General features: G+C 34.7%; 24 protein-coding genes, 1 tRNA gene, 1 pseudogene and 1 riboswitch. Of the genes and pseudogenes, 16 read left to right on the forward strand and 10 right to left on the reverse strand.

Going from position 1 to position 22,403, the window contains the following annotated elements; translation table 11 throughout:
- Positions 1 to 57: 57 nt before the first annotated feature.
- From rseP to G3A46_RS02710, 3 genes are all read left to right on the forward strand, one after another.
- Positions 58 to 1,383 (forward strand): RIP metalloprotease RseP, encoded by a 1,326-nt coding sequence (rseP, locus tag G3A46_RS02700; protein ID WP_165145891.1) that lies wholly within the window; start codon positions 58 to 60, stop codon positions 1,381 to 1,383.
- A 162-nt stretch (positions 1,384 to 1,545) separates the two neighbouring features.
- Positions 1,546 to 1,619: transfer RNA gene (locus G3A46_RS02705), tRNA-Asn, on the forward strand.
- Positions 1,620 to 1,664: 45 nt separating this feature from the next.
- Positions 1,665 to 1,826, forward strand: a complete 162-nt coding sequence (locus G3A46_RS02710; RefSeq protein ID WP_165147579.1) for a GIY-YIG nuclease family protein — start codon at positions 1,665 to 1,667, stop codon at positions 1,824 to 1,826.
- Here G3A46_RS02710 and G3A46_RS02715 read toward each other — a convergent pair.
- The 10 genes from G3A46_RS02715 to G3A46_RS02760 all read right to left on the reverse strand — a co-directional run bounded on the left by G3A46_RS02715 (position 1,792) and on the right by G3A46_RS02760 (position 11,351).
- Positions 1,792 to 2,142 (reverse strand): hypothetical protein, encoded by a 351-nt coding sequence (locus G3A46_RS02715; protein WP_165145894.1) that lies wholly within the window; start codon positions 2,140 to 2,142, stop codon positions 1,792 to 1,794. The two genes, G3A46_RS02710 and G3A46_RS02715, sit on opposite strands and share 35 nt — an antisense overlap.
- 187 nt (positions 2,143 to 2,329) lie before the next feature.
- Positions 2,330 to 2,426, reverse strand: a riboswitch (SAM-I-IV-variant riboswitch).
- Positions 2,427 to 2,560: 134 nt separating this feature from the next.
- Entirely contained in the window at positions 2,561 to 3,343 is a 783-nt protein-coding gene (locus G3A46_RS02720) for an enoyl-CoA hydratase-related protein (protein WP_165145897.1), read from the reverse strand.
- A gap of 161 nt (positions 3,344 to 3,504) precedes the next feature.
- Positions 3,505 to 4,917: an ATP-binding protein gene (locus tag G3A46_RS02725; RefSeq protein WP_206735944.1), complete on the reverse strand. Its 1,413-nt coding sequence runs from the start codon at positions 4,915 to 4,917 to the stop codon at positions 3,505 to 3,507.
- Positions 4,918 to 5,033: 116 nt separating this feature from the next.
- The gene (locus G3A46_RS02730; protein WP_165145903.1) at positions 5,034 to 5,582 is read right to left on the reverse strand and encodes a CopD family protein; all 549 of its coding nucleotides are present in this window, start codon (positions 5,580 to 5,582) and stop codon (positions 5,034 to 5,036) included.
- A 43-nt stretch (positions 5,583 to 5,625) separates the two neighbouring features.
- Positions 5,626 to 6,969, reverse strand: a complete 1,344-nt coding sequence (locus G3A46_RS02735) for an MATE family efflux transporter (protein ID WP_165145906.1) — start codon at positions 6,967 to 6,969, stop codon at positions 5,626 to 5,628.
- A gap of 64 nt (positions 6,970 to 7,033) precedes the next feature.
- The gene (hemH, locus tag G3A46_RS02740; protein WP_165145909.1) at positions 7,034 to 8,071 is read right to left on the reverse strand and encodes a ferrochelatase; all 1,038 of its coding nucleotides are present in this window, start codon (positions 8,069 to 8,071) and stop codon (positions 7,034 to 7,036) included.
- A 209-nt stretch (positions 8,072 to 8,280) separates the two neighbouring features.
- Positions 8,281 to 8,913 (reverse strand): NAD(P)H-dependent oxidoreductase, encoded by a 633-nt coding sequence (locus G3A46_RS02745; RefSeq protein WP_139856193.1) that lies wholly within the window; start codon positions 8,911 to 8,913, stop codon positions 8,281 to 8,283.
- Positions 8,914 to 8,935: 22 nt separating this feature from the next.
- A complete protein-coding gene (locus G3A46_RS02750; protein WP_165145912.1) occupies positions 8,936 to 9,748 on the reverse strand; it encodes a type 1 glutamine amidotransferase domain-containing protein in 813 nt (270 codons plus the stop codon).
- Positions 9,749 to 9,829: 81 nt separating this feature from the next.
- Positions 9,830 to 10,414: a Crp/Fnr family transcriptional regulator gene (locus G3A46_RS02755; protein WP_165145915.1), complete on the reverse strand. Its 585-nt coding sequence runs from the start codon at positions 10,412 to 10,414 to the stop codon at positions 9,830 to 9,832.
- 25 nt (positions 10,415 to 10,439) lie between these two features.
- Positions 10,440 to 11,351, reverse strand: coding sequence for an AraC family transcriptional regulator (locus G3A46_RS02760; protein ID WP_165145918.1), 912 nt, complete (start codon positions 11,349 to 11,351; stop codon positions 10,440 to 10,442).
- Positions 11,352 to 11,626: 275 nt separating this feature from the next.
- On the opposite strand from G3A46_RS02760, the gene hemA reads away from it, so the two are divergent.
- The 13 genes and pseudogenes from hemA to G3A46_RS02820 all read left to right on the forward strand — a co-directional run bounded on the left by hemA (position 11,627) and on the right by G3A46_RS02820 (position 22,341).
- The gene (gene hemA, locus G3A46_RS02765; RefSeq protein WP_165145921.1) at positions 11,627 to 12,889 is read left to right on the forward strand and encodes a glutamyl-tRNA reductase; all 1,263 of its coding nucleotides are present in this window, start codon (positions 11,627 to 11,629) and stop codon (positions 12,887 to 12,889) included.
- A gap of 2 nt (positions 12,890 to 12,891) precedes the next feature.
- Positions 12,892 to 13,806: a hydroxymethylbilane synthase gene (hemC, locus tag G3A46_RS02770; protein ID WP_165145924.1), complete on the forward strand. Its 915-nt coding sequence runs from the start codon at positions 12,892 to 12,894 to the stop codon at positions 13,804 to 13,806.
- Positions 13,807 to 13,824: 18 nt separating this feature from the next.
- Positions 13,825 to 14,469, forward strand: coding sequence for a uroporphyrinogen-III synthase (locus G3A46_RS02775; protein ID WP_165145927.1), 645 nt, complete (start codon positions 13,825 to 13,827; stop codon positions 14,467 to 14,469).
- Positions 14,470 to 14,519: 50 nt separating this feature from the next.
- On the forward strand, positions 14,520 to 15,548 hold the full coding sequence (gene hemE, locus G3A46_RS02780; RefSeq protein ID WP_139856187.1) for a uroporphyrinogen decarboxylase: 1,029 nt from the start codon (positions 14,520 to 14,522) through the stop codon (positions 15,546 to 15,548).
- On the forward strand, positions 15,549 to 16,031 hold the full coding sequence (locus G3A46_RS02785) for a hypothetical protein (protein ID WP_165145930.1): 483 nt from the start codon (positions 15,549 to 15,551) through the stop codon (positions 16,029 to 16,031).
- Positions 16,032 to 16,073: 42 nt separating this feature from the next.
- Complete coding sequence (locus G3A46_RS02790; RefSeq protein WP_165145933.1) at positions 16,074 to 16,847, forward strand: EI24 domain-containing protein; 774 nt, start codon at positions 16,074 to 16,076, stop codon at positions 16,845 to 16,847.
- Between the two features lie 99 nt (positions 16,848 to 16,946).
- Positions 16,947 to 17,300: pseudogene (locus G3A46_RS14310) on the forward strand (transposase); the annotation flags it as partial.
- A gap of 321 nt (positions 17,301 to 17,621) precedes the next feature.
- The gene (hemF, locus tag G3A46_RS14315; protein ID WP_241836863.1) at positions 17,622 to 18,524 is read left to right on the forward strand and encodes an oxygen-dependent coproporphyrinogen oxidase; all 903 of its coding nucleotides are present in this window, start codon (positions 17,622 to 17,624) and stop codon (positions 18,522 to 18,524) included.
- A gap of 87 nt (positions 18,525 to 18,611) precedes the next feature.
- Positions 18,612 to 19,601 carry a porphobilinogen synthase gene (hemB, locus tag G3A46_RS02800; RefSeq protein WP_165145939.1) on the forward strand — a complete coding sequence of 330 codons (990 nt, stop codon included), beginning with the start codon at positions 18,612 to 18,614 and terminating at the stop codon, positions 19,599 to 19,601.
- Positions 19,602 to 19,736: 135 nt separating this feature from the next.
- Positions 19,737 to 20,096 (forward strand): hypothetical protein, encoded by a 360-nt coding sequence (locus tag G3A46_RS02805; protein WP_165145942.1) that lies wholly within the window; start codon positions 19,737 to 19,739, stop codon positions 20,094 to 20,096.
- Positions 20,097 to 20,178: 82 nt separating this feature from the next.
- Positions 20,179 to 20,649 carry a hypothetical protein gene (locus G3A46_RS02810; RefSeq protein ID WP_165145945.1) on the forward strand — a complete coding sequence of 157 codons (471 nt, stop codon included), beginning with the start codon at positions 20,179 to 20,181 and terminating at the stop codon, positions 20,647 to 20,649.
- Between the two features lie 115 nt (positions 20,650 to 20,764).
- Complete coding sequence (locus G3A46_RS02815; RefSeq protein WP_165145948.1) at positions 20,765 to 21,865, forward strand: CNNM domain-containing protein; 1,101 nt, start codon at positions 20,765 to 20,767, stop codon at positions 21,863 to 21,865.
- Positions 21,865 to 22,341 carry a methylated-DNA--[protein]-cysteine S-methyltransferase gene (locus tag G3A46_RS02820; protein ID WP_165145951.1) on the forward strand — a complete coding sequence of 159 codons (477 nt, stop codon included), beginning with the start codon at positions 21,865 to 21,867 and terminating at the stop codon, positions 22,339 to 22,341. The genes G3A46_RS02815 and G3A46_RS02820 overlap by 1 nt, the downstream gene beginning before the upstream one ends.
- Positions 22,342 to 22,403: the final 62 nt, after the last annotated feature.

Raw genomic sequence — 22,403 nt, forward strand, 5'->3', positions numbered from 1 at the left:
ACTAAGTGTCCTATTGAAAATCGCGACTATTTTATATAAATATCTATTCAAGAAACTATGAGTCCATTTGCTGTTAAAGCTATACAATTACTTTTAAGTCTTTCATTGTTAATTGTCCTTCACGAGTTAGGGCATTTTATTCCCGCAAAACTTTTTAAAACCAGAGTTGAAAAATTCTATCTTTTCTTTGATGTGAAATTTTCACTTTTCAAAAAGAAAATAGGCGAAACCGTTTATGGAATCGGTTGGTTGCCATTAGGAGGTTATGTGAAAATATCCGGAATGATTGATGAGAGTATGGATAAGGAACAAATGGCACAACCGCCACAACCATGGGAGTTCCGAAGTAAACCAACTTGGCAGCGACTAATTATTATGCTTGGTGGGGTTACAGTTAATATTATTGTTGGTTTTGTTATTTATATGAGTCTTCTGTATTTCAACGGAAGTAGTATTACTACCAACGAAGATATTCCTCAAGGTTTTGCAGTTACAGAGCAATTTGAAGAATACGGTTTCCGAAATGGAGATCATATCTTAAAAGTAAATGGCGAGCCATTTGAAGATGTTATGAAAATTAACAAGTATATGTTTTTACGCGACGTTTCCTCGGTTGAGGTAAAACATGCAGATGGAACTATTGAAACAATTTCAGTACCTGATGACGCTGGAACAAAAATGTTTCAGAATGACACGCACTTTCCGTTTCTTCCAAGAACATCAACAATTATAGACACTGTATTAGCAGATTATCCTGCAGGCAAAGCAGGGTTCTTAAAGAACGATAAAATTATTGCTGTTAATGGAACCAATATTAAATATTATGATGAGTTTCAAAAGTTGCTATCTACTAACGATGAAAATATTATTGTTGTAGAAAGAAACAATAGTCAAGATACCCTAAGAGTTAAGCCAAATGAGGAAGGTTTAATAGGAATAAATGTTTCTAGAAAAGAAGTTATTTCACAAGTGGGTCAGACTAAGGTGGAATATACTCTAGGTGAAAGTATTGTTGGCGGTTTTGGTTATGGTTACAATACGCTGAAGGATTATGCATCGCAATTTAAATATGTATTCACTAAGAAAGGAGCTACTAAGGTTGGAGGTTTTGGAGCCATTGGTAACCTTTTCCCAGAAGCTTGGGATTGGGTGAGGTTTTGGGAAACAACCGCGCTTATATCTATTATATTAGCGTTTATGAACATTCTACCTATTCCTGCTTTGGATGGAGGTCACGTAATGTTTTTATTATATGAAATGATTTCAGGCAGAAAACCTAATGATAAGTTTATGGAGTATGCTCAAATGGTTGGATTTTTCATATTAATTGCTTTGGTTCTTTTCGCCAATGGAAATGACATATATCGCTGGTTATTTGAATAATAGAAACCTGCAAGTTTAAGCAGAAAGATAAAAAAGTTAAAATTTTTAAATTTTTTTATTTTTTTATTTTGATGAATGTAAAAAAGGCTTATATTTGCACCCGCCTACGCAATCTAAGAGATTGTATTAGCAAGCAAAAGCTGGCAAAGGCAAGACATAAATTCCTCTTTAGCTCAGTTGGTTAGAGCATCTGACTGTTAATCAGAGGGTCCTTGGTTCGAGCCCAAGAAGAGGAGCAAACAAACCCAGACAACCGTCTGGGTTTTTTGTTTTATACTGTTATGGAATATTGTGTTTACATCTTGCATTCAGATAGCCTATCAAGGTTTTACATTGGCTATACTTCAAACCTTGATTTACGGATAGCTTTTCACGAAAATCCTGAAACTCGAAAATTCACTTATAATGCTAAAGATCTCTGTACTTTGGCGAGTTTTTTATAATCGCAATACAGAAATTCTTAGATGTTTCATCTGGGTTATATCCATTTTCAGTAAGTGGACTAACACCTAATGAGGTTCTTTTTTTATTCATTTTATCGGTGTATTCTTGTCTCATTGGGTTTTTTCCATTGGCTCTATCCGATTTGTCCCAACTTGAATCGTAAATCCAATCGGTCTCTTCGTGAAATAATAAACCTTGAAGCTTTTCAGGATCTGTATTTCCACTTATATAAAAATCAAATACTTTTACGTAAGTAGATTCCTTTAAAAGGTGTTTGTGCTCGTTAAGCAATTCATTGAATGTAATGTTAGTCATATAAAATATATTTAGGTTAATAATTATTCATTTCTATAAATAATCTCACAGGTCAAAATTTTGCGTTGTTTATATTTCGCAAACTTTTAATCTAATTTTCGGTCAGAACTTGTCAGTTTTGAACTCGTTATTCGTTGCGTTTTTAGGAGTCTAAAAACACTTAATATTTAAAATTGTAATAAATGGGCTGAAAACATTTTTTTCCTAGAAGTAGGCTCATTTCTTTAGCACCTTCGCCTGTTTTGGCAGGTTGCTATCACTTAGTGTGATTCTTAATGAGAGTTATAAATATAAGAAAATTAAATTATTTTTCCTAAGAAAAGTGTGGGGTTTTTCAATTAAACATGTGGTAAGTCCTTGTAAAAAACATAAAGCCCAGCAGTAATGCTAGGCTTTAAACTAAATATCTTACTTGGTATTATTTACCTGGAAAATTTGCTTTTCTCTTATTAAGAAATGCCTGTGTTCCTTCTTTAAAGTCTTCGGTACCAAAGCAGTTTCCGAATTCTTCAATTTCAACATTAAATCCGTTAACGCCGTCTTCGTAATTAGCGTTTATCGCTTTTATAGCCGATTTGATTGCAACAGAGGAGTTTTTCATAATTTTCCCAGCAATCTTTTCAGTAGTTTCAATTAACGCCTCAGGAGTAGTTACTTGATTTACTAATCCGTACTGCAAGGCTTGGTTAGCATCAATCATTCCCGCTGTCATAATCATTTCCATAGCACGACCTTTACCAACTAGTTGAGGAAGGCGTTGCGTACCTCCATATCCAGGAATTACACCTAGTGAAACTTCTGGTAATCCCATTTTAGCATTGTCTGAAGCTATACGGAAGTGAGCTGCCATAGCTAATTCTAGTCCGCCACCAAGAGCAAAACCATTAACAGCTGCTATTACAGGAGTAGTTAGGTTTGCAACAAAGTCGAAAAGTAATTCTTGTCCCTTAGCGGCAAGGTTTCCCCCTTCTGCTACCGAAAAATCTGCAAACTCACTAATATCTGCACCTGCTACGAAAGCTTTCTCACCACTACCAGTAACAATAATCACTTTCGTCTCTGAAGATTCATCTGCTTCTTTAAAAGCAGTGTGAAGTTCTTGTATAGTTTCACGGTTTAACGCGTTTAACTTTGATGGACGATTAATTGTGATGGTAGTAATCCCATTATCAGTTTCTGAAAGTATGTTTTGATAGCTCATTTTATATTTTTTTAGATAATCTTTTTTCTTTTTTACACTAACTTTTTTCAGTTTAAGATCTCGATTCTATTAGTTTCGGATGCCAGTCTGTATGGAATTTTATTTCGGCGACAGCTAGAACTTACGTTTATAAAAGTTGTTACCACAAAGCTACTAAAAACCTATTGCATTGTTGGGAATGAAACTTCAAAAGTGGTCTTGTCTGAAGTCGAAGTTAGCGATATTGTTCCGCCGTATCTCTCAACTATATTTTTCACCATACCTAAGCCAAGTCCCATCCCGCTAGATTTAGTGGTAAATTGCGGTTCAAAAATTCTTTCTTTGTTTTCGTCTGGTACGCCAATTCCATTGTCTGTAACGCGTATATGTACGAAAGCTTCTTTAGCTATTACTTCCACGTCAATTCGTGGTTCTTCAGGGTTTTTCTGCTCAATAGATTGAATACTGTTTTTAACCAAATTGGTAACCACCCTAACTAGCTGGGTTCTGTCGAATAGTACGCGAACTTCTTCTTCTTCTGAAAAGAAATATATATAATCTTCAGTAAAAATCTCTAAGGCTAATTTTGTGATTTTAACTACGTTTAAAGTTTCATCTTGCTGCGCTGGCATCTTTGCATAGGTTGAAAAAGCCGAAGAAATGGAGCTCAAAGTGTCTATTTGCTGAAGCATGGTGTTGGTGTACTCAGCAATTTTTTGTTCAATATCTGGGTCGTTACGATCAAATTTTCGTTCAAAACTTTGAACTGTAAGTCGCATAGGGGTAAGCGGATTTTTAATTTCGTGTGCTACTTGCTTTGCCATTTCACGCCAAGCAGTTTCACGTTCGCTAGCTGCGAGCTGTGCGGCACTTTTTTCCAACTCGTCAATCATCCTATTATACGCATTGATAAGTGTAGAGATTTCGGAAGGAGTGTCGCTAAGGTGTATTTTCTTGTTCCGAGTATCAAAACGGGTTTCTGATAACTTTTCACTTATTTCCTTTAAAGATCGAGTAATATATTTTGAAAGAAAATATGCCATTGCAATCGCCACTAATAACATTAGTAAATAGGCAATTCCAAGTCTGTAGAGGTAATCTATAAGCTCTTTGTTGATTAGGTCGTCGTCTTCTATATACGGTAGGTTAAGTATCGCTAAGGGCTTAAAATAACTGTCTGTAATATAAGTGTAAGACGATTGGTATTTTTGGCCTCCTTCTTCAAATGCTTTTATATAGTTTTTATTTGATGAATTTTGAAGCCTATCCAAAACTAAGTCTGGGATTTTTTGTGAGACTGTATCTCTGAAAAAAGAGGGTCTTGAAGATTTTAAAAGATTCCCATCGAGGTCGTAAAGGAAAATTTCGAGTCCGTGGATATCTTTTATTTCGTAAATCTTATCCTTAAAAATTAGAGGAATTTGGTTTGTTTCTTCTGGATAAGTAGTATTGTCTAATACGTATTTAATATTAGCACGAATAGCCGATTCTTTACGCAACAATCGATCACGATGATAATCTTCAGCTTCTGTTTTGTACTGATTAACGGTAACAATAACAATAAGTACTGAGGCTCCAATGACTAAGAAAATCATGGAGAGAAAGATTCTAGTACGTAGCGATTTTTTATAAAAGTACACTTATATCATTTTGAAGAAGAAAGATAGCAATAATTAATCCGCTTTAAATCAGAATTTAAATTTCATAATTCTTAATTGTTCTTTTCTTCTCTAATTCTTTTATACATTTTATATCCCATCATCAATAACATAGCAAAAGCGATGATTCCTACAGTCCCGTAAATCCAGTTTACAGCACTTTTTAAGATTACTAAGAATACAACAGCAAACAGAATGACGGTCGGCACTTCATTAAAGAGTCGCATTGAATTTGAAGTGTGTTTAATTACCCCTTTTTGAAGTTGTTTAAAGATTTGATGACACTTAAAGTGATAAATAATAAGCGCGACTACAAACGCTAATTTTACTTGCATCCAAGCATCAGTAAGCCAAAACATTCGCATACTAATAAGCCATATTCCAAAGAAAACTGCTAGAATCATACTTGGCCAAGTAATGATATTCCATAATCGAGAGGCCATTATGTTGAGTTGTTTTCCTAAAATTTCTTTTTCAGGAGAAGGTTTTTGTGAAGCTTCAATTTGATAGACAAACAAGCGAACTATATAAAAAAGTCCAGCAAACCAAGTAACTATAAAAATAAGGTGAAGTGATTTTATGTATAGGTAGTATTGTTCCATTGAAATAGTATAGAAAAACAGTTTAAAAGTAACCTTTTAATATTTATTCTTTTAGGGTTTTTCGAATTTCTCTATTTAAAAAATATCCAGTAACGATAGTAGACAGTATATCTGCCACTGGAAAAGAAATCCAAACCCCTAATTCACCGAAGTAATACGGAAGAATAAATATTAAAGGGATAAAGAAAAAACCTTGTCTTGTTAATGTTAGCAGCAAAGCGGGAACTGCTTTTCCAATTGCTTGAAAGTAAGCCGAACCTATAAGTTGAATTGCAATAATAGGAGTAGCAGCAAACACCCAGCGCATATAATGCGGGGTTTCTGAAAGAATGTCGGGGTCATTAGTAAATACCGAAGTTATAGTTTCAGGAAACGACATTATTAATATGAAAATTAAAATCCCTAATCCTCCTGCGTATAATATGGCTTTGTTAATGCTTTCTCTTACGCGCTTGAATTTATTTGCGCCATAATTATAACCTGCGATGGGTAGAAATCCTTGGGTAACTCCTAGAACTGGGAAGAGTGCAAACATCAACATTCTCCCAATAATTCCATAAGCTGCAACTGAAGCTTCACCACCAAAATTAAAGAGAATATTATTCATTAACAGGTAGGTTACACTAACTACTGCTTGTCTTGCTAAGGTTACAAACCCTAAAGCCGATATTTCCTTTAAAATGGAAAGGTCAAGTCCAAAATGTGACCAGTTTATTTTTAGTTCAGCTTTATCGCTTAAGAAGTAATAAAGTATGTAAAAGAAAGATAAGGAGTATGAAATAGTGGTCGCCCAAGCGGCACCTGCCATCCCCATATCGAAGATGTAAATGAAAATATAGTCTAAAAGGAGGTTTCCTATGGAAGGAATAATCATCGCAATCATTGCGAATTTTGGTTTCCCTTCAGCGCGGATTACATTGTTTCCCATCATACTAAGGGCGAGAAGGGGCACTCCGTATAATACTATGCGATAATAAATTTTTGCAGGCTCAAATATGTCGCCTTTACCTCCGAAAGCTGGAATTAAATCGTTAATAAAAATCAATCCAAAAATCACCATTGCTACAGTAAGCAATAGTGTTAGGGTGATTTGATTTCCAAAAGTTTTAAGAGCTCTCGCTCTGTTGTTAGAACCTAATGCTCTAGATATAATAGAAGATCCTCCAATACCAATTGCCATACCCAAAGCGGCAATAAAAAATGATACAGGTAGAACTACATTTATTGCTGCAATGGCAATAGAACCAATCCAATTCCCAACAAAAATAGTGTCTACCACTACATTGAGTGACATCACTAAAATTCCGATTGAAGCGGGTAAAGCTTGTTTTACCAATAAGCTACCAATAGCATCGGTGCCAAGAGTATCAGACTGATTAGGTTTCATATAGTTTCTGAAAATTTATTACCCTGAAAATTGCATTCTCTTTATATAAAGAGATATGGTTCAATTAGGCAATTGCCGTTTTTACATCTGCAATTCGCCATTGGTCAATCCAGCCTGTTAAAACATCAACCCAATCGTCGCGATCGTTTAGACAAGGTATAGTTGTGAATTCTTTTCCGCCAGCTTCGTGAAAAATTTCTTCACCTTCCATAGCGATTTCTTCCAGTGTTTCTAAGCAATCACTTACAAAAGCAGGGGTTACAACTGCAATTTTTTTAGCTCCTTCCAATCCAAATCTTTCAATTGTTCTGTCTGTAGGTGGCTTTAGCCAAGGATCAAAACCTAAACGCGATTGAAAGGCATTAGAATATGTTCCAGGTTTTAAGTTTAGTTTTTCGGCAACTAATTCGGTTGTTTTAAAACATTGATGACGATAGCAGTATTCATGGGCTGGAGAATCTGTTACACAACAGCTGCCGTCTATTTTACAATGACTTTTAGTTATATCTCTTTTGTAAATATGTCGTTCAGGAACACCGTGATAACTAAACAGCAAATGCTCATAATCTACACCTTCCAAACTTTCGGCAATACTCTTTGAAAGCACTTCAATATATTCTGGCTTATTGTAAAAAGCCGGAAGTGATGTTATTTCAAGTTGCGGAAAAAACTCCTTCTTCAGTTCTTCCACTTTTACATCAATGGTTTCGGTTGTAGCCATTGCAAATTGTGGGTATAATGGAATCGTTAAAACTTCATCCACGCCTTGGTCAACCAATTCTTGTAGCCCTTTTTTTAAGGTCATGCTTCCATAACGCATTGCCAAAGCAACAGGAATTGTAGTTTTTTTTTGAATTTTTTCTTGAAGTCGTTCTGAAATTACAATTAAAGGAGACCCCTCATCCCACCAAATCTTTTTGTAAGCTTCGGCTGATTTCTTAGGTCGAGTGTTTAATATAATTCCTCTTACTATAAAAGAGCGAAGCCAAAAGGGAACGTCAATAACCCGTGGATCCATCAAAAATTCGTCAAGATATTTTTTTAAGTCTTTCGGGTCGGTGCTATCAGGTGAACCGAGATTTACTAGGAGAACTCCTTTCATTTGTGATTTAAATTTAAAAAAACAAAATTACTCTTTTAAAGTTGAACCTTCAAGATTGATATTGGTAATTAAACCTATGGCAATATTAGAAAAGCTTATGTGTTATTTAAGCCTCAATTGATCAAGCAGAAAATATTAAAACAAAAAAACCCCGAAAATTCAATTTTGTGTTGAATATCGGGGTTTACAAACTAACAATTAATCAAACTCTAACTTATCTCAGTTATAAATTCTTCTTTTGGAGTACGTACTTTTTTCATATTTACCAACCAGTCTTCCGATTCATCGCGGTAACCTAGCGTTAAAATAAGTGTACTCTTTAGTCCTTGTTTCTTTAAGTCTAGAAGCTCATCTACAGTTTCAGGAGTAAATCCTTCCATTGGTGTAGCGTCAATTTTTTGCTCTGCTGCAGCTGCAATAGCCAAACCAAATGAAATATAAGCTTGCTTAGCAGCGTGATGCGCATGCCACTCCTGGCTTAGTGGTTCGTACATACTCCAAAGGTTGTTTTTGTATGCGTCCATAGTTTCAAGTGGTAATCCACGCTCATTCATTGTGTAATTGAAAACAGATTCTATTCTGTCTAAAGTATACCCATCCCAAGAGGCAAAAACTAAAACGTGTGAAGCATCCAAAATCTGACTTTGATCCCAAGCTGCTGGCTTTAATTTAAGTAATAACTCTTTATTAGTGATTACAAATATTTTATAAGGTTGAAGTCCAGAAGACGAAGGAGCTAATCGCGCTGCTTCTAATATATAATCAAGTTTTTCTTGTGGAATGGTTTCTCCATTCATTTTTTTAGTAGCATAACGCCACTTCAAATCTTCAATTAATTTCATATATCTATGGTTTTCTTAACTTTTACTTATTTAATTTTTCTAATAATTTCTCAGCAACTAATTCTGAAGATGCTGGGTTTTGACCTGTAATTAATAGTCCATCTTCAACTGCATAAACAGCCCAATCTTCACCTTTAGAATATTCTCCTCCATTTTCTTTCAACATGTCTTCAACTAAAAATGGAACAACATTGGTTAATTGTACAGCATCTTCTTCGCTATTGGTAAAACCTGTAACCTTTTTTCCTTTAACCAAAGGTGTGCCATCTGCTTTTTTAGTATTCTTGAATACTGCAGGAGCGTGACATACAGCTGCAATTGTTTTGTCGTTATTATAAAATGACTCTATAAGTGCAATAGAATTTTTGTCTTCAGCTAAATCCCATAACGGTCCGTGTCCACCAGGATAGAAAACAGCGTCGAAGTTTGCTTGATCTACTGTTTCTAGTTTTACTGTGTTGCCAAGTATGGTTTGCGTTTCTTTATCTTTATAAAACCTAACCGTAGCTGGTGTTTGTGATTCGGGAGATTCGCTTTTTGGGTCTATCGGTGGTTGACCTCCTTTAGGAGATGCTATTGTAATTTCAACACCTTTATCTTTAAGTAAATAATAAGGAGCAGCAAATTCTTCTACCCAAAATCCCGTTTTCTCTCCTGTATCTCCTAAATCAGAGTGACTTGTCAATACAAATAATACCTTTTTCATCTTTTCTTGTGTTAATGGCTTTAATTCTTCATTTGTTATCTCGTCTTTTTGTGAGTTTCCACAAGAACAAGTTAACGCGGCGATTATCACCGTAAAAAGAATTAAATTCTGTTTAATGAATAATTTCATAGCCTTTAAACTCTATTCACTTATTTATAACAGCAAAGGTAGCGGGTAGAATTGTCAAAAAAATTGACCTATGGTAATAAATCAACCTTTTACTAGTTCTTTGCGAATTCGGCTAAGGCTTTGGGTGGTAATTCCTAGATAGGAAGCAATATGGTAGTTTTTTACGTTTTGCTCTATATTGGGATAGGAGTTTACAAAATTTAAATAACGCTCGGAGGCAGATTGAGCGAGATTAGAAATTATTCTTTTTTGAAAAGAGGCAAAGGCGCGTTCCATTTTTTTGCGAAAGAAAGATTCTAGCTTTGGAATCTTTAAATAAAGCAATTCCATGTCTTTCTTCGATATTTTAAAAAGTGTAGCATCCTGAATACATTCAATATTCATTACTGCTTTGCTGCTGCTAAAAAATGCTGTGTAATCGCTAATCCACCAATCTTCTATTGCAAATTGAACCGTGTGTTCCTTCCCTTCTGGGTCAATATAATATGTACGTAAACATCCGTCTGCAACAAAGTATTGGTCGTAAACCTGCTGTCCAGCTTCTAGCAATAAACTGTGTTTTGGAAGATTTAATTTTATAAAACTTTGCGCTAGTAATTGTTTCTCTTCAAAAGTGAAAGTGAGATCTTTAAAGATGGTTTCTACTAGTTCAGTTTCAATAGACATTTAAAAACTTTAGTATTTAGGATGTTTAAACATTAAGACCCATTAAAAATTTCTTTGGAGTAGTGCCGAATTTCTTTTTAAATGCGGATATAAAATGACTGGAAGTACTATACCCTACTTTAAGTCCAACTTCGTTTACGTTATGTGATCCTGTTGCTAATAATTGACGTGCAACTTCCATTTTATAGTCGAATAAAAAACTAAAAACCGAATCGCCGTAAATTTGCTTAAACCCTTCTTTTAATCTGTTAATTGGTAAATTAATTTCATCGGCAAGCTGTTGCAGGGTAGGTGGCTCAGCCATTCTAGAGATAATAATTTGCTTGGCCTGTTTAATTTTTGAAATATTCACTTCATCCGCTAAAAACGGACATTGCTCTATGTCGGCATCGGCAGGGCGATTAAAATATAAACTTAGCAGCTCATAAGCTTTCCCTTTAAAATAAAGAGGTTTTATAGTTGGGTGTAAGTTGTAATTCATCAATTGATTCAGTACAATTGCCATAGAAGGTGAAATAGGACTGTCTTTGTAATATTTTCGGTCTTTATTTTCTTCATTTAAAAAGGTGATATAATCGGCTTCCGTTGAAAAAAAACTGTGGAACTTATTAATAGGAAGCAATACCGAAAGCACCCAGGTGTTAGGGGTTACGTGCAAATCTAACGGTAAATCTCGTTGAGGGTTGTATAGTAAAAGTGAGTTATTTTCTTTTATAGGCAGAACGTAGTTGCCATTGTTGAATGAAAATGATGCCGCTCCTTTTATGCAAAAGTGAAATTGGATAAAGTTAGAACTTACTTCTCGCTTAAATATTTGATTTTCATTAGTTTCGTTGTTGAATTTTAAAATGAAAAAACCGGTTTCAATTGCTATTTCTTCATAAAAACCTACCCCGTTTTCAGGTAAACTTTGAGCGGTGTTTTTTTGATTATCCATTGGAATATCGAATTGATTTATTTAGAATAGTTCTAAATAGAAATGTATTTTGTTCATAGGGAAACCGCTAAATTAGGGCATTATATATGATAAATGTCATTTTTTGATTAATTTTAACACGTAGCGATACAAAAGATACCGCTAGCGTTACTTTTTGAAAAACTATGACTGTACATTTGCCTAGTTTTAAATATTATGCCTAAAAATCTATTACATACTACAGAAATGAATAAGCTAGGCATCCTTAATTTCTATTTCTCAAATATACTTTGTGGATGAAAAATAACTTAAAGTCATATTCTGGTGAAACCCTTGAGGGTCATTTTTACGCGATTGGACTAAACTACAAAAAAGCAGATGCCGAGATACGCGGTCATTTTAGTATTGATGATAACGCAAAAAAGCAAATCTTAAAGCAAGCGAAAGAAAACGGAATTCCATCACTTACCGTTATTTCTACTTGTAATCGTACGGAGCTTTATGGTTTTGCACAACATCCATATCAGCTTATAAAGTTGCTATGCGAATATACAAATGGTACTGTAGAAGAGTTTGAAAAAGTAGCATATATTTATAAAAACCATGATGCCGTTTCGCACATTTTTACTGTTGGAACTGGATTGGATAGTCAGATTTTAGGAGATTTCGAGATTATTAGTCAGTTGCGTAATTCGTTTCGCGAGTCTAAAAAACACGATATTTTCAATCCATTTATGGAGCGTCTTGCAAATGCAGTTATTCAAGCAAGTAAGCGTATAAAAAATGAGACTAAAATTTCTTCAGGAGCTACATCTGTTAGTTTTGCCGCAGTGCAATACATTATGAAGATGGTTCCTGAGGTTTCAGAAAAGAATATTTTACTTTTCGGAACTGGAAAAATTGGTAGAAATACTTGTGAGAACTTAATAAAACACACAAAAAACGATCATATAACCCTTATAAACCGCACCAAAGAAACTGCTGAAAAAGTTGCAGGTAAATTTAATTTGGTGGTTAAGGATTATGCCGATATACAAAGTGAAATAGCGCAAACCGATATTCTTATTGTTGCAACAGGCGCACAACAGCCAACTATTTCAAAGGAACTTTTATACTTAAAAAGACCACTTTTAATTTTAGATCTTTCAATTCCTAAAAACGTTTCTGAAAATGTTTTAGAAAATGAATTGGTAACTCTAGTTCATTTGGATGAACTTTCAGCTTTAACTGATGAAACGTTAGAGCAACGTGCATCACAATTGCCAAAAGCGAGAAAGATTATTTCTGAAATTGAAAAAGATTTCAATAAATGGGCGGACAACAGAAAATTTGCTCCTACCATTAGAGCTTTAAAACTTAAGCTTGCTGAAATTAAAGAAGGTGAGATAGACTATCAAAGTAAAAAGATAGAAGGCTTTAATCAAGAACAAGCCGATATTATCAGCGATAGGCTAATTCAAAAAATTACTACACATTTTGTCAATCACTTAAAAGGCGAAGAAGGCTCTGCCGAAAGTATTGAACTGATTAGAAGAGTTTTCCAACTTGAAACTGCTTAGTCTTGAAAAAAACCATTCGAATTGGTACCCGCGATAGTGAACTAGCACTTTGGCAAGCCAATACTGTAAAATCTAAACTAGAAAATCTAGGTTATAAAACCGAGCTAATGCCCGTAAAATCACAAGGAGACTTAGTCCTAGACAAGCCTCTTTACGAGATGGGTATTACTGGTATATTTACCAAAACGCTAGATGTAGCTATGATTAACGGTATTGTTGATATAGCAGTGCACAGTATGAAAGATGTGCCTACTCTTTTACCTAAAGGAATAGTGCAAACTGCAGTATTAGAAAGAGCTACATCACAGGATATTCTAGTAGTTGAATCTGAGGTTGATTTTGAAAAACCTTGTACAATCGCAACTGGAAGTCTTCGCAGACAAGCACAATGGTTACACAGATATCCCAATCATAATTTGGTTGATTTACGCGGAAATGTAAATACCCGTCTTCAGAAATTGAAAGACAATAAATGGGAGGGAGCAATTTTTGCAAAGGCAGGATTGGAAAGAATTAATGTGTTGCCAGGAAAATTCATCGACTTAGATTGGATGATTCCCGCACCAGCACAAGGAGCCATGGTTGTAGTAGCAATGGAGAACGATCCGTTTTCAATAGAAGCTACATCAAAATTGAATCACTCCGCTTCAGAAATATGCACCCATATAGAAAGAGAATTTTTAAACACTTTAGAAGGTGGGTGTACTGCGCCAATTGGTGCTTATGCTCAAATTGTAGATGATGAGGTGATGTTTAAAGGATGCTTATTTTCTTTAGATGGAAAAGATATGCTTGAAATTGAAAAAAGTGTAAAGCCATCAGATTATAAAGGATTTGGAAAAGAATGTGCTTTAAGCATACTGTCTAATGGAGGAAAAGAATTAATGGCCGAAATTAAAAAGCATACAAATAAATAGGCTGCTAATAATGTTGTAATGAAGAGCGTTCTATCTACCAAAAAACTGAGCTTTTCCCAAAGGGAATTGTTGCTTAACGCAGGGATATCATTGGTAGAATACAACGCAATAAAAATCGACTTTATAGATTTTAAAGCGCCTTCTGAAATTGATAATGCTATAATTACGAGTCAAAACTCTGTAAGTGCTATTCAAAATGCGAATATTAAAATTCAGAATTGCTATTGTGTAGGTGAAAAAACTAAAGCTCTTTTAGAGAAAAATGGTCAAAAAGTGATCAAAATGACTGAATATGCTTCGGAATTAGCGCCGTATTTAGTTGAAAATTATAAAAACGATCATTTTTATTTTTTCTGTGGAAATATAAGAAGCGACGTTATTCCTTCAGCTTTAAATGAAAATAATGTCTCTTTCGAAGAAATAAAAGTATACAACACAAGCTTCCTACCTAAAAAGATAGAAAGACAATTTGATGCAATCATGTTTTTTAGTCCGAGTGGTGTGAGAAGTTACTTTAAAGAAAATAAAACTGAAGCTTTGGCTGTTTGCATTGGCACAACAACTGCTTCAGAAGCTAAAAATTACACAGATCATGTAGTTGTTTCAAACGCTACAATTGTTGAAAGTGTAATAGCGAAGACTGTAAAAATGTTACGAACTTAATGTCTGTAAGCCTAAGAGTTCAAATCTGTTAGGTTTATAATAATAATGCTATGATAAAAAACGATTTATTCTTAAAAGCACTTCGCGGAGAAACCGTGGAGCGTCCACCTGTATGGATGATGCGTCAAGCAGGAAGATATCTTCCGGAGTTTATGGAAATTAAAGAGAAGTACGATTTCTTTACTCGTTGCCAAACTCCTGAACTCGCTAGCGAAATTACAGTACAACCTATCCGTCGCTACGGAATGGATGCTGCTATTTTATTTAGTGATATTTTGGTGATTCCACAGGCTATGAATATTCACGTAGAAATGAAACCTGGGATTGGCCCGTGGGTTCCAGAGCCAATCCGTTCTCAAAAAGATTTGGAACGCGTTATTGTACCAGATATTAATGACACACTTGGCTATGTAATGGAAGCCATTAAAATGACCAAGGAAAAACTAAACGATGAAATTCCATTGATTGGTTTTGCTGGAAGTCCATGGACAATCTTATGCTACTGTGTGCAAGGTCAAGGAAGCAAGAATTTTGACAAAGCAAAAGAGTTTTGTTTTACACAACCAGTTGCTGCACACGAATTACTTCAGAAGATTACTGATACTACAATTTTATACTTAAAAGAAAAGGTAAAGGCAGGTGTTAATGCTGTTCAGGTTTTTGATAGTTGGGGTGGAATGCTTTCACCAACCGATTATCAAGAGTTTAGTTGGAAATATATTCAACAGATTATCGACGCATTAAAAGATGAATCACCAGTTATTGTATTTGGAAAAGGATGCTGGTTTGCCTTAGATGTAATGGCTAAAAGTGGTGCTTCTGCATTAGGTGTAGATTGGACTTGTTCTCCTAAAAACGCTAGATACCTAACAGGAGGAAACATTACGCTACAAGGTAACTTTGATCCTACTAGACTTTTCAGTCCGCCGTCTGAAATTAAAAAGATGGTGAAACAGATGATTGATGAGTTTGGAAAAGATCGTTATATAGTAAATTTAGGACACGGTATTTTACCTAATATTCCAATTGAGAATGCAGGTGCTTTTATAGAAGCTGTAAAAGAATACAAACAAGATTAAATGCTTTGGCGAATTTTTAATAGATTAGATTTCAAGCAACTCTTCGGGTTGCTTGGTCTTTTTATTAGAAATCCGTTTTACGGAATTCCAACAATAATTGCCACCAAAAAATGTATGCTTATTGCGCAGAAAGAATATGGCAATACGCATCATTTAAACAATCCGGCAAATGCATTTAGGCACGCCCTCTGGGTGATATTGATAATCCGAAGATGCTTAAAGTGGAGGAGGAATGAGGAAAAAGCAAAAGCTTGGGCTAAAAAGTTCACCGATTGGCACGAGGATTTCTCGCCTAACGAACCATTAGATAGAGCCATGGATATCCATAACAATTTAATGGGAATTATTTTTTATGAAGAAATAAAGAATAAAAGCGAGGAAGAAATTGTAACTTTTTTGAAACAAAAAGCAGAGGAAGCGGCAAAGATTGAAACTGTTGAAGAGGTTGAGGGATTTGATGATAAATTGGTCTATATAGCCTAATTTGTCATTATAGTTATTCTGCAACGTTTGAAACTCAAAACTATGATTAAAAACATTCTAAGAGGCATAAGAGCATACGTTGGAACTTTCAAGCTTATAAGTAAACTTGGGCTTTGGAAGTATTTTGGAGTGCCGATGGCAATTAGTTTTTTTACGGCAATCCTAATTGGGTTTTCAGCTTGGGGTTTAAGTGATAATCTTGGTGCATTTATATCAAAAGTATGGTTTTGGGAATGGGGAGCAGAGACTTTTAAAACGATAAGCGAATTTATAGGAGCCTTAATTATCATTGCACTTGGGCTTATTCTTTATAGGCATATTGTAATGGCACTTAGCGCACCTTTTATGAGTCCTGTTTCAGAAAAAATTGAAAAGCATTTATACGGGGTGGACAACATAGATCACTCGCATAGAAACACAACCAATGCGGGTCAATTATGGCGAGGAATTCGACTAAATGTCAGAAATTTATTGATGGAGTTAATGATTACCATACCTATAATTCTAATCGGTTTTATCCCTGTAATTGGAATAGCATCATCAATTTTGTTGTTTTTAGTACAGAGTTATTACGCAGGCTTTGGAAATATGGACTATACGCTAGAACGACATTTTAAATATGCTGAAAGCATTCAATTTGTTAAGAAAAACCGAGGTTTGGCAATAGGAAATGGTATTGTTTTTATGCTTGTACTATTAATTCCTGTGGTTGGAATTATCTTGGTTTTACCTCTTTCAGTAACCGCAGCAAGCACAGAAACTTTAAGAGTTTTGGAAAACCAAAAAACAAATCAAAGGGTGTCTAATATACTGTAACTCGTCTGCGTTTTGGCATGGTTTTGAAACCATCCTGCAAGGTCTCTAAGACTTCCTGCAAGGTCTCTAAGACCTTGTAGGTATTAAAAACGAAAGATTATGAAACTAGAAACAATTGAACAATCACATTACTACCACATTTACAATCGAGGTATTAATGGGGAGAATATTTTTAAGACTGAAGAAAACAAACGCTATTTTCTTCAATTATTTGGAAAATATGTTGCTCAGAATGTTGAAGTTTTTGGTTATTGTTTAATGGATAATCATTTCCATTTTCTTATTCAAGTTAATTCGAAACCGGAAGAATTTACTAAGAGTATTTCCGATTTTTTCAATGCTTATGCAAAGGCATTCAATAAATTTGCAGGACGTACGGGAAGCTTATTTGAAAAGCATTTTAAAAGAATAAAGGTTAAGGATGAAAACTATATAAAGTCTCTTTTAATTTATATTCATAAAAATCCTAAAGAAACACAGGATATTACAAAGTATAAGTTTTCCTCTTTTCATCATTATTTAAATCTAAGTCAACCAGAATATTTTAAAATCTCAAAAGATTATATAGTTAACACTCTTTTTGAATCTATAGAAAATATGGCGTATTCACATAATAAAGAAATACTTGCAGGAGAAGACCTACAAGGAGCCCCCGCAGAAAAGGCGGGGGAACACCTTGCAGGAAATAGTCAGATTCAAAATAATTTTGACTTGCCCGGCGATGACAACAAAAGCAACTTTTTTGTGGACCCATACTCCCAAACTAAAAAGAATATGAAAGAACAATTCGTAGCCTACATAAAAAATTTACAAAACGAAATAACTTCAGCCTTAGAGTCAATAGACGGTAAGGCGAAGTTTCAAGAAGATAAATGGATTCGCAAAGAAGGCGGTGGCGGCCGAACTCGCGTGATTGAAAACGGAAATGTTTTTGAAAAAGGAGGAGTTAATATTAGTGAAGTACACGGGAAATTACCTGAAAGTATGCAGGCGTATTTCGGAGTAAAAGACGCAGATTTTTTTGCTTGTGGCTTGAGCTTAGTGCTACACCCAAAAAACCCAATGGTACCAACAGTACACGCAAACTGGCGCTATTTTGAAATGTACGATGCTACAGGAAATATTGTAGATAGTTGGTTTGGTGGAGGACAAGATTTAACACCTTACTACTTATTTGAAGAAGACGCAGCACATTTTCATAAGGTGTGCAAAACAGCTTGCGACAAACATAATAGTGAGTTTTATACAACGTACAAAAAGCGTTGCGACGAATATTTTTGGAATTCTCATCGCGATGAAGCTCGTGGAGTTGGAGGGTTGTTTTTTGATTATTTAAAGAAGACTGATGAGATGAATATGAAAGACTGGTACAATTTTGTAACGGAAGTTGGAAATAGTTTCTTAGATTGTTATCTGCCGATTGTTGAAAGGAGAAAAGATCTTTCATATTCTGAAGAAAATAGAACTTGGCAAGAAATTCGTCGTGGGCGTTATGTTGAGTTCAACTTAGTTCACGATAAAGGAACTTTGTTTGGATTAAAAACCAACGGTCGTATAGAGAGTATTTTAATGAGTTTACCACCACACGTTCAATGGAAGTACGATCATCATCCAGAGGCGGGGAGTGAAGAAGAAAAGCTCGTTGAGGTATTAAGAAACCCTAAAGAGTGGGTTTAATAGTTTAACTGAAATAACATCAGATTTGCGATTTTAAATTTATTCTTGAATGAATCTAAAACCGTAAGTTGTAAATCAAAAATAGATATGTATCCATTAAGAAGAAACAGAAGATTGCGAACTAGTGAAAGTATGAGAAGTTTAGTTCGCGAAACAATTTTAAGTCCGAATGATTTTATCGTTCCGCTTTTTGTTGTTGAAGGGAAAGGTGTTAAAGAGGAAATTGCTTCAATGCCAAATTACTATAGGTTGAGTTTAGATTTGCTTGAAAAAGAAGCAAAGGAACTATGGAAGCTTGGGTTAAAGTCGGTTTTGCTTTTCGTAAGAGTTGATGATAAATTGAAGGATAACACAGGAAAAGAAGCACTAAATCCTGATGGATTGATGCAACGTGCTATTAAAACAGTTAAAAATGCTGTGCCTGAAATGCTTGTAATGACCGATGTGGCATTAGATCCATTTTCAGCTTATGGCCACGATGGGATTGTATCGGAAGGAATAATTCTTAACGACGATAGTAGTGCCGTTTTAGCCGAAATGTCACTTAGTCACGCTCAAGCCGGTGCCGATGTTATTGCGCCTAGCGATATGATGGACGGACGTATTTTTGAGATTAGAACCTTATTGGAAGATGAAGGATTCCACAATACTGGGATTATGGCTTATAGCGCTAAATACGCATCTGCATTTTACGGTCCATTTAGAGACGCACTAGATTCTGCTCCAGTAGATTTAAAAAATATTCCAAAGGATAAGAAAACTTACCAAATGGATTTTGCGAACCGCGAAGAAGCTATTCGTGAAACCATAATGGATATTGAAGAAGGAGCAGATATTGTTATGGTAAAACCAGGGCTTTGTTATTTAGATATTGTTCGTGAAATTAAGAATGAGGTAAATGTTCCTGTGGCAGTTTATCAAGTTAGTGGAGAATATTCTATGTTAAAAGCTGCAGCCGAAAAAGGTTGGTTAGATCACGATGCAGTTATGATGGAGCAAATTACAGCTATAAAAAGAGCTGGAGCTTCTATGATTGCAAGTTACTTTGCTAAAGACGTTGTGAAGATTATTTCATAGCGCGAACCTTATAAGATAATAGGAGCGATGTTTTTTAGATTATAGTCTAAAAAGTATCGCTCTTAATATTTTAGTGGATTTAATAATTAGCAAAAATTTAAATTTTCGAATTCAATTTTAGATTACATTTGTTTAGTGAAACTTGCTAAAAAACATATAAATACATTCTTAATCACGATTGCCACTTTTTTGGTATTCGGGAATGTTGCTATTGCAAGTGAAGTACTTTCTACTACAGATAAAGCTGTTGTTGTTTCTCAGTTACAACAAGATGATAATAGGAAGCCTTTTGAAATTAATAAGGTATCAATTGGAGAGGCTTCTCAAACTATCACCCAAAATGAATCTTCGAATGCAGGATTAACCGGGCTTTTTTATTCTAATAAAGAGTTTCCAAATACCTGTAATTCTTCAGTTATTAAATGTTCTTTTTCATTAAAGGACAAACGTGAACTGATTTTTCAATATCTCTTTCCATTTCATTTCTTCTGGTAATTTTTGATGATTAATTCGTCTGGTTTGAATTGATTTTCAAGCCATTATTTATTCAATTTATTCATCTAAAAAATTATTTATTATGGAAATAAGTGCATCCCTAATTGGGCTAATAATATTATTGCTGATAGCTGTACCTGTAGGGTATATGATTATAAACGCATCAGGACTTGATAGAAAAGTAAAAAAAACTATCAACTCCCTTTCTGAAAAAAATGGAATTAGGTTAGACAATGTAGAAATCCTCGGAAATGTAGTGATTGGTGTTGATCCTAACACTAAAAAAATGGTTTATTCTACTAAGAAAAATCCAGTAGCCGATTTTACTATTGTAAACATGGAGGAGGTAAAAGCTTGCCGAGTAAAGAGTGTCAAGCAAACCGAAAAAACATTAGATTGGGTTGGGCTTGAAATTATTAAAAACACCGGCAGTAAAGAAATAACTTTCTACAACGAATACGATGATGAGGAACTAAGTACAGACCCATTTATTAGTTTGCAAAACGCTAAACGTTGGGAAAATACATTAAGACCGTTATTAAAGGCTTCTTAAACATAATTCATTTAAAACCGCCCAATGAGGCGGTTTTTTTATGTAATTAACAAGACCTTATCGTTAATAACGTTTATAAATCTTTATTTTTATCAAAAAAAATATCCATCTATATATGACGTTATTAATAGTTTATGCGGTTTTATCGATTTTATTTTCATTCTTATGCTCGATTTTAGAAGCAGCATTGTTGAGTTTCACTCCTACGTTTTTACGAATGAAAACCAAAGAAGGAAAAGGCTATGCAAAAACACTCACCAATTTCAAGAAGGATATAGATAAGCCTTTAATCGCAATACTTACTATCAACACAATTGCACATACTGTTGGTGCAATCTTGGTAGGAGTACAAGCAGAGAAACTACCCTATAAAGTTGAGATTTTTGGAATGAATATAGTTGGAATTGTTTCAGCTATAATGACAATTTTAATTCTTATAGTTTCAGAAATAATCCCAAAGACAATTGGAGCTACATACTGGAAGAGTTTAGGCTCTTTTACAGCTATGTTTTTGAAGATAATAATCTTCCCTTTAAAGTATACGGGAATACTTTGGCTATTGATGATTGTAACCAAAATGGTTGGAAAATCGGCCCATGTAAGTACTATGAGCCGCGAAGAATTTATGGCGATTACCGATGCTGCCGAAGAAGAAGGTGTTTTTGAAGAAAATGAGACTACGGTAATTAAAAATCTTTTGGTTTTTAAAAGTGTACAAGCAAAAGATGTAATGACACCATTTCCTGTTGTAACCTTAGAAGATGAAAAAATGACTCTTCAAAAATTTCATGAAACCAATAAAAATCTAAGGTTTTCAAGAATTCCTGTTTATAAAGATAAAACGCATAATATTACTGGTTTTGTACTAAGAGATGATATTTTGGAGGAAATTGTTGAAGAACGTGGCGACAAGTTATTAAGCGATATCAGGAGAGAAATATTTATGGTTTCGGCGGAAAAACCAATTCCAGACTTGTTTGAGACGTTTATTAAACAACGTGTTCACATCGCTGCCGTAGTGGACGATTTTGGCAATACTATTGGGGTAGTTACTATGGAAGACATCATAGAAACTCTTTTAGGTCTCGAAATCATGGACGAGAGTGATAATATTGAAGATTTGCAACTACAAGCCCGAAAGAATTGGGAAAAACGAGCTAAGCGAATAGGAATTCAAATTAATGATATTGACAAACCTCAAGATAAATCGGAGTAATGCACACAGTTTTTATGCAATCTCCAATTGGAGTTATAGAAATTGTAGGGAATTCAGAAGGAGTATCGTCCATACTTTTTAAGGATGATGATTCCTTAGCTATTTCAGAAACTATTCCTAAGGAATTAAATGATGTGGTTACTCAGCTTCAAGAATACTTTGAAGGTAAACGTTCAACCTTCAATGTGAAAATTTCTCCAAAGGGTACAGATTTTCAAAAACGTGTTTGGAACGAACTTTTGAATATTCCTTTTGGGAAAACACTTAATTATCAGCAAGTGGCTAATAAACTTGGCGATCCCAAAGTTATAAGAGCTGCAGCTTCAGCAAATGGTAAAAATCCAATTTCGATTATTATTCCCTGTCACCGAGTAATTGGGAGTGATGGATCCTTAACGGGTTATGCTGGCGGGCTACATCGTAAGAAATGGTTGTTAGAACATGAAAACCCTTCGCAACAACAATCTTTGTTTTAGTTAAAAAAGGGAACGATTAAAAAAGGTGAATAAAAAAATCCCTCAGTAATAACAGAAAGTTT

The sequence above is a fragment of the Aequorivita sp. KMM 9714 genome (assembly GCF_011065475.1).
In the GTDB taxonomy this organism is placed as follows: Bacteria; Bacteroidota; Bacteroidia; order Flavobacteriales; family Flavobacteriaceae; genus Aequorivita; species Aequorivita sinensis.

Coding starts and splice junctions, on each gene's coding strand:
- G3A46_RS02755 (WP_165145915.1), bottom strand. CDS start 10,414: ATGTCTATTGAAACTGAACTAGTAGAAACCATCTTTAAAGATCTCACT.
- G3A46_RS02815 (WP_165145948.1), top strand. CDS start 20,765: ATGACGTTATTAATAGTTTATGCGGTTTTATCGATTTTATTTTCATTC.
- G3A46_RS02715 (WP_165145894.1), bottom strand. CDS start 2,142: ATGACTAACATTACATTCAATGAATTGCTTAACGAGCACAAACACCTT.
- hemB (WP_165145939.1), top strand. CDS start 18,612: ATGTATCCATTAAGAAGAAACAGAAGATTGCGAACTAGTGAAAGTATG.
- G3A46_RS02725 (WP_206735944.1), bottom strand. CDS start 4,917: ATGATTTTCTTAGTCATTGGAGCCTCAGTACTTATTGTTATTGTTACC.
- hemA (WP_165145921.1), top strand. CDS start 11,627: ATGAAAAATAACTTAAAGTCATATTCTGGTGAAACCCTTGAGGGTCAT.
- G3A46_RS02775 (WP_165145927.1), top strand. CDS start 13,825: ATGAAGAGCGTTCTATCTACCAAAAAACTGAGCTTTTCCCAAAGGGAA.
- G3A46_RS02745 (WP_139856193.1), bottom strand. CDS start 8,913: ATGAAATTAATTGAAGATTTGAAGTGGCGTTATGCTACTAAAAAAATG.
- hemH (WP_165145909.1), bottom strand. CDS start 8,071: ATGAAAGGAGTTCTCCTAGTAAATCTCGGTTCACCTGATAGCACCGAC.
- G3A46_RS02730 (WP_165145903.1), bottom strand. CDS start 5,582: ATGGAACAATACTACCTATACATAAAATCACTTCACCTTATTTTTATA.
- rseP (WP_165145891.1), top strand. CDS start 58: ATGAGTCCATTTGCTGTTAAAGCTATACAATTACTTTTAAGTCTTTCA.
- G3A46_RS02820 (WP_165145951.1), top strand. CDS start 21,865: ATGCACACAGTTTTTATGCAATCTCCAATTGGAGTTATAGAAATTGTA.
- G3A46_RS02735 (WP_165145906.1), bottom strand. CDS start 6,969: ATGAAACCTAATCAGTCTGATACTCTTGGCACCGATGCTATTGGTAGC.
- G3A46_RS02810 (WP_165145945.1), top strand. CDS start 20,179: ATGGAAATAAGTGCATCCCTAATTGGGCTAATAATATTATTGCTGATA.
- hemE (WP_139856187.1), top strand. CDS start 14,520: ATGATAAAAAACGATTTATTCTTAAAAGCACTTCGCGGAGAAACCGTG.
- G3A46_RS02750 (WP_165145912.1), bottom strand. CDS start 9,748: ATGAAATTATTCATTAAACAGAATTTAATTCTTTTTACGGTGATAATC.
- hemF (WP_241836863.1), top strand. CDS start 17,622: ATGAAAGAACAATTCGTAGCCTACATAAAAAATTTACAAAACGAAATA.
- G3A46_RS02710 (WP_165147579.1), top strand. CDS start 1,665: ATGGAATATTGTGTTTACATCTTGCATTCAGATAGCCTATCAAGGTTT.
- G3A46_RS02720 (WP_165145897.1), bottom strand. CDS start 3,343: ATGAGCTATCAAAACATACTTTCAGAAACTGATAATGGGATTACTACC.
- G3A46_RS02760 (WP_165145918.1), bottom strand. CDS start 11,351: ATGGATAATCAAAAAAACACCGCTCAAAGTTTACCTGAAAACGGGGTA.
- G3A46_RS02790 (WP_165145933.1), top strand. CDS start 16,074: ATGATTAAAAACATTCTAAGAGGCATAAGAGCATACGTTGGAACTTTC.
- G3A46_RS02785 (WP_165145930.1), top strand. CDS start 15,549: ATGCTTTGGCGAATTTTTAATAGATTAGATTTCAAGCAACTCTTCGGG.